Here is a 16,146-nt window from a genome sequence, read left to right as displayed (position 1 = left end):
CGGAGTCGCCTTCGCGACTCGTGCCGCGCACCATTTCAGCGAATTGCAAGGATGCCAGCAGGGTTTTGTGCGGTGCACAATGATCTCGCGTCCCCATTTCGGGGCTGATCGCGGGGCCGAATCCCGCGCCTTTTCCTTTTCCGATCCTCCGGACCTTTCCATGGCCAAAACCTCTCTGGACAAAAGCAAGATCAAGTTCCTGTTGCTCGAGGGCATCCATCCGTCCGCGCTCGACGTGCTGCGCGGTGCGGGCTACACGCAGATCGAGGCGATCTCCGGCGCGCTGCCCGACGACGAACTCAAGCGCAAGATCGCCGATGCGCACTTCGTGGGCATCCGCTCGCGCACCCAGTTGACGGCCGAGGTCTTCGCCCACGCGCACAAGCTCGTGGCCGTGGGTTGCTTTTGCATCGGCACCAACCAGGTGGACCTGAACGCCGCGCGCGAGCGCGGCGTCGCCGTGTTCAACGCGCCGTACTCCAACACCCGCTCGGTGGCCGAACTGGTGCTGGCCGAGGCCATCCTGCTGCTGCGCGGCATTCCCGAGAAGAACGCCGTGGCGCACCGCGGCGGCTGGCTGAAGTCGGCCGACAACGCCTACGAGATCCGCGGCAAGACGCTGGGCATCGTGGGCTACGGCTCCATCGGCACGCAGCTGTCGGTGCTGGCCGAGGGCCTGGGCATGCACGTGATCTTCCACGACGTGGTCAACAAGCTGCCCCTGGGCAATGCGCGCCAGGCGCCCTCGCTGCACGCGCTGCTGGGGCAGGCCGACATCGTGAGCCTGCACGTGCCCGAGCTGCCGTCCACCCAGTGGATGATCGGCGCGGCCGAGATCGCGGCGATGAAGCTGGGCGGCATCCTCATCAACGCCGCGCGCGGCACGGTGGTGGAGATCGAGCCGCTGGCCGAGGCGCTCAAGGCCAAGAAGCTGCTGGGCGCTGCCATCGACGTGTTCCCGGTCGAGCCGCGCACCAACAAGGACGAGTTCCTGTCGCCGCTGCGCGGGCTGGACAACGTGATCCTCACCCCGCACATCGGCGGCTCCACGATGGAGGCGCAGGCCAACATCGGGCTGGAAGTGGCCGAGAAGCTGGTCAAGTACAGCGACAACGGCACCTCGATCTCGTCAGTCAACTTCCCCGAGGTGGCGCTGCCGGCTCACCCGGGCAAGCACCGGCTGCTGCACATCCACCAGAACGTGCCGGGCGTGCTGTCGCAGATCAACCAGATCTTCTCGGACAACCGAATCAACATCGCCGCCCAGTACCTGCAGACCAACGAGAAGGTGGGCTACGTGGTGATCGACATCGACGCCCAGTCGTCTGACCTGGCGCAGGACGAGCTGGCCAAGGTGCCGGGCACGATCCGCAGCCGCGTGCTGTTCTGACCGGCCGGGCCGGCCGCCAAGGGCTCCGCCGGCCTGTCTTGGGATTCGGGGCCAAAACGACCTCCAGCACAATGAAAACGCCGGCATGACGCTATAAAAATAGTAGCGACCGGGTTGCGGTCGGTGTCGCACCGGCTGGCGGGGCCGTCCCGGCCCCCGGGACCACCCGGAGGCTGGCATAAAATCGCGGCCCCGAGGCACAGGGGCGCCCCACGCGCCCGACCCAGGTTGACCCCATGAACGTTCCCATAGCGCTGGCTGCCCTGCAGGCGCAGGCCGCCGAGCCCGCCCGCCTGCGAGAGATTCCCTACAACTACACCTCGTTTTCCGACCGGGAAATCGTCATCCGCCTGCTCGGGTCTCCGTCCTGGGACGTGCTCGACCAGTTGCGCCGCGAGCGCCGCACCGGCCGCTCGGCCCGCATGCTCTATGAAGTGCTGGGCGACATCTGGGTGGTGCAGCGCAACCCCTATCTGCAGGACGACCTGCTGGACAACCCCGACCGGCGCAAGCTGCTGGTCGAGGCGCTGGAGCACCGCCTGGCCGAGATCGGCAAGCGCCGCACGCCGGCCGACGACTCCGGCCGCGACCAGCTCGTGGGCCAATTGGTGGAGGCCGCCCGCCGCGCCATCGCCGAGTTCGACGCCACCTTCATCGAGGCGGCGCAACTGCGCCGCCAGGTGCAAAAGCGCCTGGGCCGCCACACGGCCAAGGACAACATCAAGTTCGACGGCCTCTCGCGCGTGTCCCACGTGACCGACGCGACCGACTGGCGCGTCGAATACCCGTTCGTGGTGCTCACCCCCGACACCGAGGCCGAGATGGCCGCGCTGGTCAAGGCCTGCATCGACCTGGAGATGACCATCATCCCGCGCGGCGGCGGCACCGGCTATACCGGCGGCGCCATTCCGCTCACCTGGCGCAGCGTGGTCATCAACACCGAGAAGCTCGAAGCCATGACCGAGGTGGAAATGCGCCGCCTCCCGGGCATGGACCGCGAGGTCGCCACGGTGTGGACCGAGGCCGGCGTGGTCACCCAGCGCGTGGCCGATGCGGCCGAGCGCGCGGGCTACGTGTTCGCCGTGGACCCGACCAGCGCCGAGGCCTCTTGCATCGGCGGCAACATCGCCATGAACGCCGGCGGCAAGAAGGCCGTGCTGTGGGGCACGGCGCTCGACAACCTCGCCAGCTGGCGCATGGTGACGCCCGACGCCCAGTGGCTGGAGGTGACCCGTGTGAACCACAACATGGGCAAGATCCACGACGCCGAAGTGGCCAGCTTCGAGCTGCAGTATTTCGAGGCCGACGGCAGGACGCCGATCCGCACCGAGCGCCTGGACATCCCCGGCAAGACCTTCCGCAAAGAGGGCCTGGGCAAGGACGTGACCGACAAGTTCCTGTCGGGCCTGCCCGGCATCCAGAAAGAGGGCTGCGACGGCCTCATCACCAGCGCGCGCTGGGTGGTGCACCGCATGCCCGAGCACACGCGCACCGTGTGCCTGGAGTTCTTCGGCAACGCCAAGGACGCGGTGCCCAGCATCGTGGAGATCAAGGACTTCATGTTCGCCGAGCAGCAGCGCAGCGGCGTGCTGCTGGCGGGCCTGGAACACCTGGACGACCGCTACCTGAAGGCCGTGGGCTACGCCACCAAGAGCAAGCGGCACGGCGGCGGCCTGCCGAAGATGGTGCTGTTCGGCGACATCGCGGGCGACAACGCCGACGACGTGGCGCGCGTGACCAGCGAGGTCGTGCGGCTGGCCAATTCGCGCTCGGGCGAGGGCTTCATCGCCATCAGCCCCGAGGCGCGCAAGAAGTTCTGGCTGGACCGCAAGCGCACGGCCGCCATCAGCCGCCACACCAACGCCTTCAAGATCAACGAAGACGTGGTGATCCCTCTGCCGCGCATGGCCGAGTACACCGACGGCATCGAACGCATCAACATCGAGCTGTCGCTGCGCAACAAGATCGCGCTGTGCGATGCGCTGGAAGACTTCTTCCTGCGCGGCAACCTGCCGCTGGGCCGCCAGGACGACGCGCACGAGATCCCGTCGGCCGAACTGCTGGAAGACCGCGTGGGCCAGGCCGTGGCGCTGGTGGGCGAGGTGCGCGCGCTGTGGACCGGCTGGCTGCGCGACGTGGAGCCGCTCTTCGCCCAGCTGCAGGACCACACGCTGCGCGCCAGCTGGAAGACCCAGCTGCGCGAGCCGCTGGCCAAGATCTTCGCCGGCGCCGCCTTCCAGCCCATCATGGACGAGGCCCAGGCCATCCACCAGCGCGTGCTCAAGGGCCGCGTGTGGGTGGCGCTGCACATGCATGCCGGCGACGGCAACGTGCACACCAACATCCCGGTCAACAGCGACGACTACCGCATGCTGCAGACGGCCCACGAGGCCGTGGCGCGCATCATGGTGCTGGCCCGCCAGCTCGACGGCGTGATCTCGGGCGAGCACGGCATCGGCATCACCAAGCTGGAGTTTTTGACCGACGACGAGCTGCGGCCGTTCGCCGACTACAAGCAGCGCGTGGACCCCGAAGGGCGCTTCAATAAAGGCAAGTTGCTACGAAATCAGGAGCATGGTGCCCTAGCGGATATTGCCCGGGAGCCCGGTTCGGCCCGCAACTCGCTGATGTTCGCCGACCTGACCAACGCCTACACGCCGAGCTTCGGCCTGATGGGGCACGAGTCGCTGATCATGCAGCAGAGCGACATCGGCGCCATCGCCGATTCGGTCAAGGACTGCCTGCGCTGCGGCAAGTGCAAGCCCGTGTGCGCCACCCACGTGCCGCGCGCCAGCCTGCTGTACAGCCCGCGCAACAAGATCCTCGCCACCTCGCTGCTGGTCGAGGCCTTCCTGTACGAGGAGCAGACGCGCCGGGGCGTGTCGATCAAGCACTGGCAGGAGTTCGAGGACGTGGCCGACCACTGCACCGTGTGCCACAAGTGCTACACGCCGTGCCCGGTCAAGATCGACTTCGGCGACGTGACCATGAACATGCGCAACCTGCTGCGCAAGATGGGCAAGAAGACCTTCCGCCCGGGCAACGCGCTGGCCATGACCATGCTCAACGCCACCAACCCCGACACCATCAAGCTGATGCGCAGCGCCATGGTCGGCGTGGGCTTCAAGGCCCAGCGCATCGCTGTGGATCTGCTGCGCAAGGTGGGCCGCCGCCAGACCGCGCGTCCGCCGGCCACGGTGGGCACCGCGCCGGTCAAGGAGCAGGTGATCCACTTCATCAACAAGAAGCTGCCCGGCGGCCTGCCCAAGAAGACGGCGCGCGCGCTGCTGGACATCGAGAACAAGGACTACGTGCCCATCATCCGCAACCCGGCCACGACCACGGCCGAGACGGAGGCGGTGTTCTACTTTCCCGGCTGCGGCTCCGAGCGCCTGTTCAGCCAGGTCGGCCTGGCCACGCAGGCCATGCTGTGGCATGCGGGAGTGCAGACCGTGCTGCCGCCGGGCTACCTGTGCTGCGGCTACCCGCAGCGCGGCAGCGGCCAGTTCGAGAAGGCCGAAAAGATGATCACCGACAACCGGGTGCTCTTTCACCGCGTGGCCAACACGCTCAACTACCTCGACATCAAGACCGTGGTGGTGAGCTGCGGCACCTGCTACGACCAGCTGCAGGGCTACGACTTCGGCAAGATCTTCCCGGGCAGCCGCATCATCGACATCCACGAATACCTGCTGGAAAAGGGCGTGACCCTGCAGGGCAAGGGCGCCTACCTGTACCACGAGCCCTGCCACAACCCCATGAAGCTGCAGGACTCGGTCAAGACCGTGAAGGCGCTGGTGGGGCCGCAGGTGCTCAAGAGCGAGCGCTGCTGCGGCGAATCCGGCACGCTGGGCGTGACGCGGCCCGACATCTCCACGCAGGTGCGCTTTCGCAAGGAAGAGGAAATCAGGAAGGGCGAGGCCGCGCTGCGGGCCAGCGGCGCCGCGGGCGCGCAGGACAACGTGAAGATCCTCACCAGCTGCCCCAGCTGCCTGCAGGGCCTGAACCGCTACCAGGACGACCTGAACAACGGCCTGCTGGAGGCCGACTACATCGTCGTCGAGATGGCGCGCGAGATCCTGGGCGACCAATGGATGCCCGAATACGTGCAGCGCGCCAACGCGGGCGGCATCGAGCGGGTGCTGGTCTGATGGCGGCCACGGCGCCTGCCGCGGCCACCGTGACCGGTTGTCCGCTGTGCGACGGCGACGGCGGCACGCTGGTCTGGCGCGGCCCGAAGCTGCGCGTGATCCGCGCGCAGGAGGCCGACTTTCCAGCCTTCTACCGCGTGGTGTGGAACGCGCACGCGGCGGAGTTCACCGACCTGGACGCGGGCGACCGCCTGCACTGCATGGAGGCCGTGGCGGCGGTGGAGACCGCGCTGCGTGCCCACGTGCAGCCGGACAAGATCAACCTGGCGGCGCTCGGCAACATGGTGCCGCACCTGCACTGGCACGTGATCGCGCGCTTTGCCTGGGACAGCCATTTCCCCGGCGCCGTGTGGGCCACGCCGCAGCGCGACCGCGCGCCCGAACGCGAGGCCGAAGTGGCCGCCCGCCTGGCCGCGGCCGAGGCGGCGATGGCCGCGCGGCTGGCGCAGCTGGCCTGACGCCCAGGCGCGTGAGCCCGCGCGGCGCTCGCTGCCGGCCCGGCCAGGGCGCGGTGGGACAATCGCGCTCCGGCTCCATCGGGCCGCCCGCCGCGGGCACAACGCAAACGCACAGAGGATTTCCATGGCAGGTTTGAAAGCCGGCGCACCCACGCCGCAGTCGATCACGGTGCACGAGGCATCGCGCGTGCTGGAGGTGGTGTTCTCGGACGGCGCGGCCTTCCGCATCCCGTTCGAGCTGATGCGCGTGTACTCGCCCTCCGCCGAGGTCCAGGGCCACGGCCCGGGCCAGGAGGTACTGCAGACCGGGCAGCGCCACGTCACGCTCGCGGGGCTGGAGCCGGTGGGGAACTACGCGGTCAAGCCCACGTTCTCCGACGGCCACGACACGGGCATCTTCTCGTGGGATTACCTCTACGAACTCGGCCAGCGCCAGGACGCGCTGTGGGCCGACTACCTGCGCCGGCTGGACGAGGCCGGCGCCGATCGCGACACGCCGATGCCGCCCCGGCGCGGCGGTGGCGGCCATTCGCACGGCTCTGGCGGCTGCGCCCACTGACGGCGGCGGGCCCGCTCGGCGCGCGCCCCAGCGTCCAAATTGAGACAGATGCCCCATGCAGGTGCGGGGTTGTCGCTGTACGAGCGGGGCCCGCGCCCCTAGCATCGCGGAATGAGCACCACGCATTTCGGATTCCAGTCGGTCGATGAAGCGGAAAAGGCGCGCCGCGTGCGCGGCGTTTTCGACTCCGTCGCATCGAAGTACGACGTCATGAACGACCTCATGTCCGGTGGCCTGCACCGCGCATGGAAGGCCTACACGGTCATGGTCGCCAACCTGCGCGAGGGCCACCGCGTGCTCGACATCGCGGGCGGCACGGGCGATCTGGCGAAGGCCTTCGCCAGGAAGGTCGGCGCATCGGGCGAGGTGGTGCACACCGACATCAACGAAGCCATGCTGCGCGTGGGGCGCGACCGCCTCATCGATGCGGGCGTGGTGCTGCCCACGCTGGTCTGCGATGCCGAGAAGCTGCCCTTTCCCGATGGCCATTTCGATGTGGTGAGCGTGGCCTTCGGCCTGCGCAACATGACGCACAAGGACCAGGCCCTTGCCGAGATGTGCCGCGTGCTCAAGCCGCGCGGCCGCCTGCTCGTGCTGGAGTTCTCCAAGGTGGCCAAGCCGCTGGAGAAGGCCTACGACTGGTATTCCTTCAAGGTGCTGCCCCAGCTGGGCCGGATGGTGGCAGGCGACGACGCGAGCTACCGCTACCTCGCCGAGTCGATCCGCATGCATCCAGGGCAGGAAGAACTCAAAACCCTCATGCAGAAAAATGGCTTTGGGCATGTGGACTATCACAACATGACGGGGGGAATCGTCGCTTTGCATGTTGGAATCAAGTGCTGAGCCGCCTTGCGTTTTCGTTCGCAGCCGGCACGTATCTATAAATTGGAGATGACATGATGAAACTGTGGTCCGTGGCGCTGGTCGCCATGTTGTTGGTGGTGCATGCCGATGCGGATGCGCGCCGCATGGGCGGCGGCAAGTCCGTTGGCAAGCAGTCGAGCAACGTGACGCAGCGCGAGGCGGCTTCGCCTCCACCCGCCGCGCCCGGCGCACCGGCGCAGAACGTCAACAGCGCGGCGGCCGCCAAGCCCGCCGCCGCACCGGCAGCCGCTCCCGCGGCGGCCGCCAAGAAGCCCTGGGGCGCGATGCTCGGCGGCCTGGCCGCAGGCCTGGGCCTGGCCTGGCTGGCCCACTCGCTCGGCCTGGGCGCGGGCTTCGGCCAGTTCCTGCTGATCGCGCTGCTGGCGCTGGGGGCCTTCGCCGTGTTCCGCATGTTCATGCGGTCGCGCAAGCCCGCCGAAGGTGGTGGCGCGGGCAATTCGCCCTTCGCATTCCAGGGCGCCGGCGGCGGTGCCGCTTCGCCGGCCGAGGCGCAGATGCCCCGCCAGTACAGCCCGCAGAACGTGGGCAACGATGCCTCCGCGCGGCCCTTCGAGCGCAGCAGCATGGCCTTCGACGCCTCGCGCCAGAGCGGTGGCGGCTCCGGCGTGGTGATCGGCTCGGCACTGGCCGGCTCGCAGAACTGGGGCGTGCCAGAGGGCTTCGACACCGAAGGCTTCCTGACCGCGGCCAAGCGCAACTTCATCACGCTGCAAGGCGCCTGGGACCGCTCGGACATCGCCGCGCTGCGCTCGATGATGACGGACAGCATGGTGGAGGAGATACGCACCCAGCTGAGCGAGCGCGAGTCGCTGCGCGGCGCCAGCCAGCCCAACCACACCGACGTGGTCATGCTGGAGGCACAGCTGCTGGGCATCGAGGACCTGGGCGATGGCTACATGGCCAGCGTGGAGTTCTCCGGCATGATCCGCGAGGAGCTCTCGGCCGGCCCGAGCCCGTTCCGCGAGGTGTGGAACATGACCAAGCCCAAGAGCGGCGGCAGCGGCTGGCTGGTGGCCGGGGTGCAGGCCCTGCAGTAACCGGCCGCAATGGCGCGGCGGGCGCGGGGGTAAAGCCCTCGGTGCCGCGCCCAGTTCGGGGAATAATCGGGGACTATGGCAACACAGTCCCCTTTTTCATTCCTGGATGGGCTTTTCGAGCGCATCGCCGCAGGCCCGCAGCCACCGCAGTGGCTGGTGCACGAGGTGCAGCACCGCCTGGTGCTGTTCCTCAACCATGTGCTTATGCAGGAGCCCGAGGCCATGGACCGCCTCGTGCGCCAGAAGGGGCGCGTGGCGCGGGTGCAGTGGCGGGTCTATTCCATGGCCCTGCAGATCACCCCGGCCGGGCTGCTCGACCTGGCGCCCGAGGGCCAGGTGCCGGACCTGCGCCTGGAGGTGATCGAAACCTCGCCCCTGTCGCTGGCCCAGACCGCGCTGCGCGGTGACAAGCCCGGCATCCGCATCGAAGGCGATGTGCAGCTGGCCGCCGACATCAACTGGCTGGTGGACCATGTGCGCTGGGACGTCGAGGAAGACCTGGCCCGCGTGATCGGCGATGCGCCGGCCCATGCCATCGGCTCGGCCGCCCGCCGCGCCGCGCAGGCGCTGCGCCAGTTCGTCGGCGCACGCCGGGCGTCCTCCGCCGGCGAGGCCGGCGGTACCGACCGATTCGCACCATGAGTCGTTTCTTTCGCGGCATCACCATCGTCTGGGTGGTGCTGCGCTACGGGCTGGACGAGCTGGTCCTGACGAGCTTCCAGAAGCCCTGGCTGCGCCTGGTGGCGCGCATCGTGTCGATCGGCCGCAATCTGGACGCCCCGCGCGGACAGCGCCTGCGCGAGGCGCTGGAGCGGCTGGGCCCGATCTTCGTGAAGTTCGGCCAGGTGCTCTCCACCCGGCGCGACCTGATGCCGCCCGACATCGCCGACGAGCTGGCGCACCTGCAGGACCGTGTGCCGCCCTTCGATCCCGATGTGGCGGTGGCCACCATCGAGCGCGCTTTCCGCCGCCCGCTGGCCGAGGTGTTCGTGTCCTTCGACCGGGTGCCGATCGCCAGCGCGTCCATCGCCCAGGTGCACTTCGCGGTCGTGCGCGACCGCAAAGGCGTGGAGCGCGAGGTGGCCGTCAAGGTGCTGCGCCCGGGCATGCTGCCCGTGATCGAGAACGACCTGGGCCTCATGCGCCTGATGGCCGGGTGGGTGGAGAGCCTGTCGGCCGACGGCAAGCGGCTCAAGCCCCGCCAGGTGGTGGCCGAGTTCGACAACTACCTGCACGACGAGCTGGACCTGGTGCGCGAGGCCGCCAATGCCGCGCAGCTGCGCCGCAACATGCAGGGGCTCGAACTGGTGCTGATCCCCGAGATCCTCTGGGATTTCTGCCATGCCGAGGTGCTGGTGATGGAGCGCATGAAGGGCGTGCCCATCAACCAGATCGAACGCCTTCGGGCCGCGGGGGTGGACATCCCCAAGCTGGCGCGCGACGGGGTCACGATCTTCTTCACCCAGGTGTTTCGCGACGGCTTCTTCCACGCCGACATGCACCCGGGCAACATCCAGGTGAGCCTGGAGCCGGAGACCTTCGGGCGCTACATCTCGCTGGACTTCGGCATCGTCGGCACGCTGACCGAGTTCGACAAGGAATACCTCGCGCAGAACTTCACGGCGTTCTTTCGCCGCGACTACAAGCGCGTGGCGGAGCTGCACATCGAAAGCGGCTGGGTGCCGGCCCACACGCGCGTGAACGAGCTGGAAGCGGCCATCCGCACCGTGTGCGAGCCGTACTTCGACCGCCCGCTCAAGGAAATCTCGCTCGGCATGGTGCTCATGCGGCTGTTCCAGACCTCTCGGCGCTTCCATGTGGAGATCCAGCCGCAGCTGGTGCTGCTGCAAAAGACGCTGCTCAACATCGAGGGCCTGGGGCGCCAGCTCGACCCCGACCTGGACCTGTGGAGCACCGCCAAGCCGTTCCTCGAAAAGTGGATGCTCGACCAGATGGGGCCGCAGCGCCTGTGGCGCGAACTGCGCGCCGAGGCGCCGCGCTTCGCCAAGATGCTGCCCGAGCTGCCGCGCCTGCTGCACGGCTACCTGCGCGAGCGGCCGCACGACCACCGGCGCGAACTGCTGGAACTGCTGGCCGCGCAAAAACGCACCAACCGCCTTCTGCAGAGCCTGATCTACGGTGGCATGGGATTTGTATTGGGGCTGCTGGCGATGCAGCTGCTGATCCGCGTGCGGCTCTTCTAGCCTTTTTCCGACCCCTCCCTTTTCCCTTACCCCTCCCTACGCGACATACGAGGAGCATGCCGTGCTGTTGACCCTGGTCATTGTCTATCTGCTGATCACCATCGCCATCGGCCTGCTCGCGGCACGGCGGGTGAAGAACTCGGCGGACTTCGCCATCGCCGGGCGGCACCTGCCGCTGTACATGATCGTGACGACCACGTTCGCCACGTGGTTCGGCTCCGAGACGGTGCTGGGCATTCCGGCCAAGTTCATCGAGGGCGGGCTGGGCAACGTGGTGGAAGACCCGTTCGGCGCGGGCTTCTGCCTGATCCTCGTGGGGCTGTTCTTCGCGGCGCGCCTGTACCGCATGACGCTGCTGACCATCAGCGACTACTACCGCGAGCGCTACGGCCGCGCGGTCGAGATCGTGTGCTCGCTCATCATCATGCTGAGCTACCTGGGCTGGGTGTCGGCACAGGTGACGGCGCTGGGCCTGGTGTTCAACCTGCTGTCCGGCGGTGCCATCAGCATTCCGGTGGGCATGACCATCGGGGTGGTCTCCATCCTGGCCTACACGCTGTTCGGCGGCATGTGGTCGGTGGCGGTGACGGACTTCATCCAGATGATCATCCTGTTGGGCGGGCTCACGATCATCGCGGTCTTCGCCGGCAACATGGCCGGCGGGGCGGACAAGGTGATCGAGCTGGCCAGTAGCCGCGACCTGTTCCGCTTCCTGCCCGAGCCCAAGCTGCACGACATTCTTTTCTTCATCGCGGCGGGCATCACGATGATGTTCGGCTCCATTCCGCAGCAGGACGTGTTCCAGCGCGTCATGTCGGCCAACAACATCCGGGCGGCCACGCGCGGCCCGGTGATCGGCGGCATCTGCTACATCCTGTTCGCCTTCGTGCCCATGTTCCTGGTGGCCAGCGCGCTCATCATCATGCCGACCGAAACGGCCGAACTGCTCAAGGACGACCCGCAGAAGGTGCTCCCCACCCTGGTGCTGCAAAAGATGCCGTTCATCATGCAGGTGTTCTTCTTTGGTGCGCTGCTGTCCGCCCTCAAGTCCACGGCCTCGGCCACGCTGCTGGCGCCCAGCGTCACGTTCACCGAGAACATCTGGCGCCAGTTCCGCCCGAACGGCACCGACAGCGACCGCCTGCGCACCATGCGCATCAGCACGCTGGTGTTCAGCGCCCTGGTGCTGGCCTATTCGATCCACATGCAGGGCACGTCGATCTACGAACTGGTGTCGGGTGCCTACCAGGTGCCGCTGGTGGGCGCCTTCGTGCCGCTGGTCTTCGGCCTGTACTGGAAGCGCGCGACGACCCAGGGCGCCATCCTGGCCATCATCGCGGGCCTGTCGTCGTGGCTGCTGTTCCTGGCCACGCCGGCCGGCGCCGTGTTCCCGGCCCAACTGGCGGGCGTGCTGGCCGCCACGGCGGGCATGCTGATCGGTTCGCTGGCGCCGCAGGGGCTGCGCAACGTGCGCGCTTCGCACCACCCGGTGGCAGGGGCGGAGCAGGCGTGAAGGGACTTGGGTGCGGTGCCTATAATTGAAGGTTTTGCACTTTCCATCGCACACGCTCAAGATGCCTATCTATGCTTATAAATGCGGTTCCTGTGGCCACGCCAAGGATGTGCTGCAAAAAATGTCCGACGCGCCGCTCACGGTGTGCCCGGCCTGCGGGGCCGAGGCCTTCTCCAAGCAGGTGACCGCAGCCGGTTTCCAGCTCAAGGGCTCGGGCTGGTACGTGACCGATTTCCGCGGCGGCAATACCGGCGGCGCCAGCGCCAAGCCCGATGCGGCGGCCTCCGACGGTGCAGCGCCTGCCGCTGCGTCTGGCGGCGACAGTGCCCCCAAGAAGGAAGCGGCGGCTCCCGCGCCAGCCCCCGCGCCGGCCGCCAGCAGTTCCGACACCAAGAAGAACTGAACGGCCCCGGATGTCCGCTTTGCGCAAATGGCTGTTCACCGGCCTTCTGGTCATCGTTCCCGGCGTCATCACGGCCTGGGTGCTGAACTGGATCGTGAGCACGCTCGACCAGACCCTGCAGATCCTGCCCGGCTCCTGGCAGCCCGACAAGCTGCTGGGCTTTCACATTCCCGGCTTCGGGGTGCTGCTCACTCTGGGCATCCTGCTCGCGGTAGGCGCGCTCACCAGCAACTTCGCGGGGCGCAAGCTGGTGGAGTGGGGTGATGCCCTGGTGAGCCGCATCCCGGTGGTGCGCTCGATCTACTCCAGCGTCAAGCAGGTGTCGGACACGCTCTTTTCCGAGGGCGGCAACGCCTTTCGCACCGCCGTGCTGGTGCAGTGGCCGCGCGAGGGCGTGTGGACGGTGGCGTTCATCACCGGCACGCCGAGCGGCGAAGTGGCGGCCTACCTGCGCGATGAATACGTGAGCGTCTATGTTCCCACCACCCCCAACCCGACGGGCGGCTACTTCGTGATCCTGCGCAAGAGCGATTGCATCGAACTCGAAATGAGCGTCGATGCGGCACTCAAGTACATCGTCTCCATGGGGGTGGTCGCACCCCCGGATCTCACGCCGCCCGATTCCCGATAACACCCTCGTCGCATGCCCGCTTGCCGCGGGCGTGCGGAAACCTTGTCGCGCTCCACGAGGGCGCAGGAAGACTCTCCAATGGCCATGCGTTCCCACTACTGCGGTCTCGTCACCGAAGCCCTCCTGGGCCAAACCGTCACCCTCGCGGGCTGGGTGAACCGCCGCCGCGACCATGGCGGCGTGATCTTCATTGACCTGCGCGACCGCGAAGGCTACGTGCAGGTGGTGTGCGACCCCGACCGCGCCGAGATGTTCAAGACGGCCGAAGGCGTACGCAACGAGTTCTGCGTGCAGGTCAAGGGCCTGGTGCGCGCGCGCCCCGAGGGCACGACCAACGACAGCCTCAAGAGCGGCAAGATCGAGGTGCTGTGCCATGAGCTGAACGTGCTCAACCCGTCGGTCACGCCCCCCTTCCAGATCGACGAGGAGAACCTGTCGGAAACCACGCGCCTCACGCACCGCGTGCTGGACCTGCGCCGCCCGTACATGCAGAACAACCTGATGCTGCGCTACCGCGTGTCGATGGAGGTGCGCAAGTTCCTCGACGCCAACGGTTTCGTGGACATCGAAACCCCCATGCTCACCAAGAGCACGCCCGAAGGCGCGCGCGACTACCTGGTGCCCAGCCGCGTGCACGACGGCCAGTTCTTCGCGCTGCCGCAGTCGCCCCAGCTGTTCAAACAGCTCTTGATGGTGGCCGGCTTCGACCGCTACTACCAGATCACCAAGTGCTTCCGCGACGAAGACCTGCGCGCCGACCGCCAGCCCGAGTTCACCCAGATCGATATCGAAACGTCGTTCATGGAAGAGCAGGACATCCGCGACATGTTCCAGGGCATGATCAAGACGGTGTTCCAGAACACGCTGGGCGTGGACCTGGGCGAATTCCCGGTCATGACGTACCAGGACGCGGCCTACCGCTACGGCTCCGACAAGCCCGACCTGCGCGTGAAGCTCGAATTCACCGAGCTGACCGAGGTGATGAAGGACGTGGACTTCAAGGTGTTCTCGGGCGCGGCCAACATGAAGGGCGGCCGCGTGGTGGCTTTGCGCGTGCCCGGCGGCGCGCGCGAGACCGGCGGCCTCTCGCGTGGCGAGATCGACGGCTACACCGAGTTCGTGAAGATCTACGGCGCCAAGGGCCTGGCCTACATCAAGGTCAACGAGCTGGCCAAGGGGCGCGACGGCCTGCAGTCGCCCATCGTCAAGAACATCCATGACGCGGCCATCGCCGAAATCCTGAAGCGCACCGGCGCACAGGACGGCGACCTGCTGTTCTTCGGCGCCGACAAGGAAAAGGTCGTCAACGACGCCATCGGCGCGCTGCGCATCAAGATCGGCCACAGCGAGTTCGGCAAGAAGAACGGCCTGTTCGAGGACCGCTGGGCGCCGCTGTGGGTGGTGGACTTCCCGATGTTCGAGTTCGACGAGGATTCGCAGCGCTACACCGCCGTGCACCACCCCTTCACCGCGCCCAAGGACGGCCACGAGGACTGGATGGTCACCGCGCCCGAAAAGTGCATCTCCAAGGGCTACGACATGGTGCTCAACGGCTGGGAGATGGGCGGCGGCTCCGTCCGTATCCACCGCGCCGACGTGCAGCAGAAGGTGTTCGACGCCCTCAAGATCACGCCCGAGGAAGCGCAGCAGAAGTTCGGCTTTCTGCTGGACGCCCTGCAGTACGGCGCGCCACCGCACGGCGGCCTGGCCTTCGGCCTGGACCGCATCGTCACGCTGATGACGGGTGCCGAGTCGATTCGCGACGTGATCGCCTTCCCCAAGACGCAGCGCGCGCAGTGCCTGCTGACGCAGGCGCCGAGCCCGGTGGACGAAAAGCAGCTGCGCGAGCTGCACATCCGCCTGCGCAACCCCGACGCGGTCAAGGCGGGCTGATCCGTCCAGGCGCACGACCGATCCCCCGGGACCGCTGAAGCGATAGACCCCCAAGCGGCAGGAGCGTCATGTTCCTGCCGCTTTTTTTCATTGAAGGACGCGTTGATGCAAACCCGCAAAGTGACCCGGCTCTCCGTGACCCTGCTGGCCCTGGTGGCTGCGCTGGCCGGCTGTGGCGAGAAAAAGACCGAGCTGGGGCAGGGCGGCTCCGTCGTCACCGGCTCGGCCGGCCCGGAAGGGGCGCGCAACGCCGCCCGCGAACTGGTGCGTTGCGACGCGCCCGTGGCCACGCTGGCGCTGGCCGAGAACCCGAACGGCTACATCATGGGGTCGGGCTACCAGCTGCCGGCCTCGCCCGTGCCGCTGATCAAGCTGCTGGCGCAGCAAAGCGGCTGCTTTCGCGTGGTGGATCGTTCCGCCGGCCTGCGGGGCACGGTGCAGGAGCAGGACCTGAAGGATGCGGGCGTGCTGCGCAAGAACTCCACGGTGCAAAAGGGCCGGGGCTACGAGGCGCAGTACACGCTCACACCCAGCCTCACGTTCAGCGAGCAGGACGCGGGCCGGGGGCTGTCCGGCGTCATCGCCATGATTCCGGTGCTGCGCGACATCGCGGGCCTGGCCGGCCTGGTGGAGCAGGTCAAGTTCAAGGAGGCGCAGACGGCCCTGCTGCTGTCCGACAACGAAACCACCGAGCAGGTGGCGGCCTCCACCGGCGCGGCACGCTCCACCGACCTGGGCGTGGGCGGGCTGGTGTTCGGCAAGCTGGGCGGGGCGGCCGGCGCGGGCTGGAGCAATACCAACGAGGGCAAGGTGATCGCCGCGGCCTTCCTGGATGCGCACAACCAGCTCGTCACGCAGGTGCGCGCGCTGCAGGCCAAGGAAATGCCGCCGCCCGTGGCCACGGCCCGCAAATCCTCGGGAAGCTGACGCGCCGGGCGCGGCGGCCCAGGGGGCTATTGGGCCGCCTAGGCTGGTGATGCGGCAGGGGCCGGAACAGGGTAGGGGGATGTGGCACGCATTGT

The 16,146-nt window shown here is 67.7% G+C and carries 13 protein-coding genes; all 13 read left to right on the top strand.

The genetic code is table 11. The annotated features are described in order from the left end of the window. Positions 1-160 precede the first annotated feature (160 nt). Positions 161-1,390, top strand: coding sequence for a phosphoglycerate dehydrogenase (gene serA / locus M5C96_RS22890; RefSeq protein WP_272565483.1), 1,230 nt, complete (start codon positions 161-163; stop codon positions 1,388-1,390). Positions 1,391-1,626: 236 nt separating this feature from the next. Beyond that, positions 1,627-5,541, top strand: coding sequence for an FAD/FMN-binding oxidoreductase (locus tag M5C96_RS22885; RefSeq protein WP_272565482.1), 3,915 nt, complete (start codon positions 1,627-1,629; stop codon positions 5,539-5,541). After that, on the top strand, positions 5,541-5,999 hold the full coding sequence (locus tag M5C96_RS22880) for an HIT family protein (protein WP_272565480.1): 459 nt from the start codon (positions 5,541-5,543) through the stop codon (positions 5,997-5,999). The genes M5C96_RS22885 and M5C96_RS22880 overlap by 1 nt, the downstream gene beginning before the upstream one ends. Positions 6,000-6,123: 124 nt before the next feature. Further along, the gene (locus tag M5C96_RS22875; protein WP_272565478.1) at positions 6,124-6,558 is read left to right on the top strand and encodes a DUF971 domain-containing protein; all 435 of its coding nucleotides are present in this window, start codon (positions 6,124-6,126) and stop codon (positions 6,556-6,558) included. 111 nt (positions 6,559-6,669) lie between these two features. Then, on the top strand, positions 6,670-7,401 hold the full coding sequence (gene ubiE, locus M5C96_RS22870) for a bifunctional demethylmenaquinone methyltransferase/2-methoxy-6-polyprenyl-1,4-benzoquinol methylase UbiE (RefSeq protein ID WP_272565477.1): 732 nt from the start codon (positions 6,670-6,672) through the stop codon (positions 7,399-7,401). Between the two features lie 53 nt (positions 7,402-7,454). Beyond that, entirely contained in the window at positions 7,455-8,480 is a 1,026-nt protein-coding gene (locus M5C96_RS22865) for a Tim44 domain-containing protein (RefSeq protein WP_272565476.1), read from the top strand. A gap of 75 nt (positions 8,481-8,555) precedes the next feature. Further along, positions 8,556-9,122, top strand: a complete 567-nt coding sequence (locus tag M5C96_RS22860; protein ID WP_272565475.1) for a hypothetical protein — start codon at positions 8,556-8,558, stop codon at positions 9,120-9,122. Continuing rightward, complete coding sequence (gene ubiB / locus M5C96_RS22855) at positions 9,119-10,684, top strand: ubiquinone biosynthesis regulatory protein kinase UbiB (protein ID WP_272565474.1); 1,566 nt, start codon at positions 9,119-9,121, stop codon at positions 10,682-10,684. The genes M5C96_RS22860 and ubiB overlap by 4 nt, the downstream gene beginning before the upstream one ends. Positions 10,685-10,745: 61 nt before the next feature. After that, positions 10,746-12,197, top strand: a complete 1,452-nt coding sequence (locus M5C96_RS22850; RefSeq protein ID WP_272565473.1) for a sodium:solute symporter family protein — start codon at positions 10,746-10,748, stop codon at positions 12,195-12,197. A 61-nt stretch (positions 12,198-12,258) separates the two neighbouring features. Then, the gene (locus M5C96_RS22845; RefSeq protein WP_272565471.1) at positions 12,259-12,600 is read left to right on the top strand and encodes an FmdB family zinc ribbon protein; all 342 of its coding nucleotides are present in this window, start codon (positions 12,259-12,261) and stop codon (positions 12,598-12,600) included. A 10-nt stretch (positions 12,601-12,610) separates the two neighbouring features. After that, complete coding sequence (locus M5C96_RS22840; RefSeq protein ID WP_272565470.1) at positions 12,611-13,231, top strand: DUF502 domain-containing protein; 621 nt, start codon at positions 12,611-12,613, stop codon at positions 13,229-13,231. Positions 13,232-13,309: 78 nt separating this feature from the next. After that, positions 13,310-15,124: an aspartate--tRNA ligase gene (aspS, locus tag M5C96_RS22835; RefSeq protein WP_272565469.1), complete on the top strand. Its 1,815-nt coding sequence runs from the start codon at positions 13,310-13,312 to the stop codon at positions 15,122-15,124. 105 nt (positions 15,125-15,229) lie between these two features. Then, the gene (locus M5C96_RS22830; protein ID WP_272565468.1) at positions 15,230-16,051 is read left to right on the top strand and encodes a CsgG/HfaB family protein; all 822 of its coding nucleotides are present in this window, start codon (positions 15,230-15,232) and stop codon (positions 16,049-16,051) included. Positions 16,052-16,146 lie beyond the last annotated feature (95 nt).

The sequence above is a fragment of the Acidovorax sp. GBBC 1281 genome (genome assembly GCF_028473645.1).
Classification (GTDB): Bacteria; Pseudomonadota; Gammaproteobacteria; order Burkholderiales; family Burkholderiaceae_C; genus Paracidovorax.
Note: the sequence above shows the minus strand (reverse complement) of the source record. Positions and strands in the feature narration are given on the sequence as shown.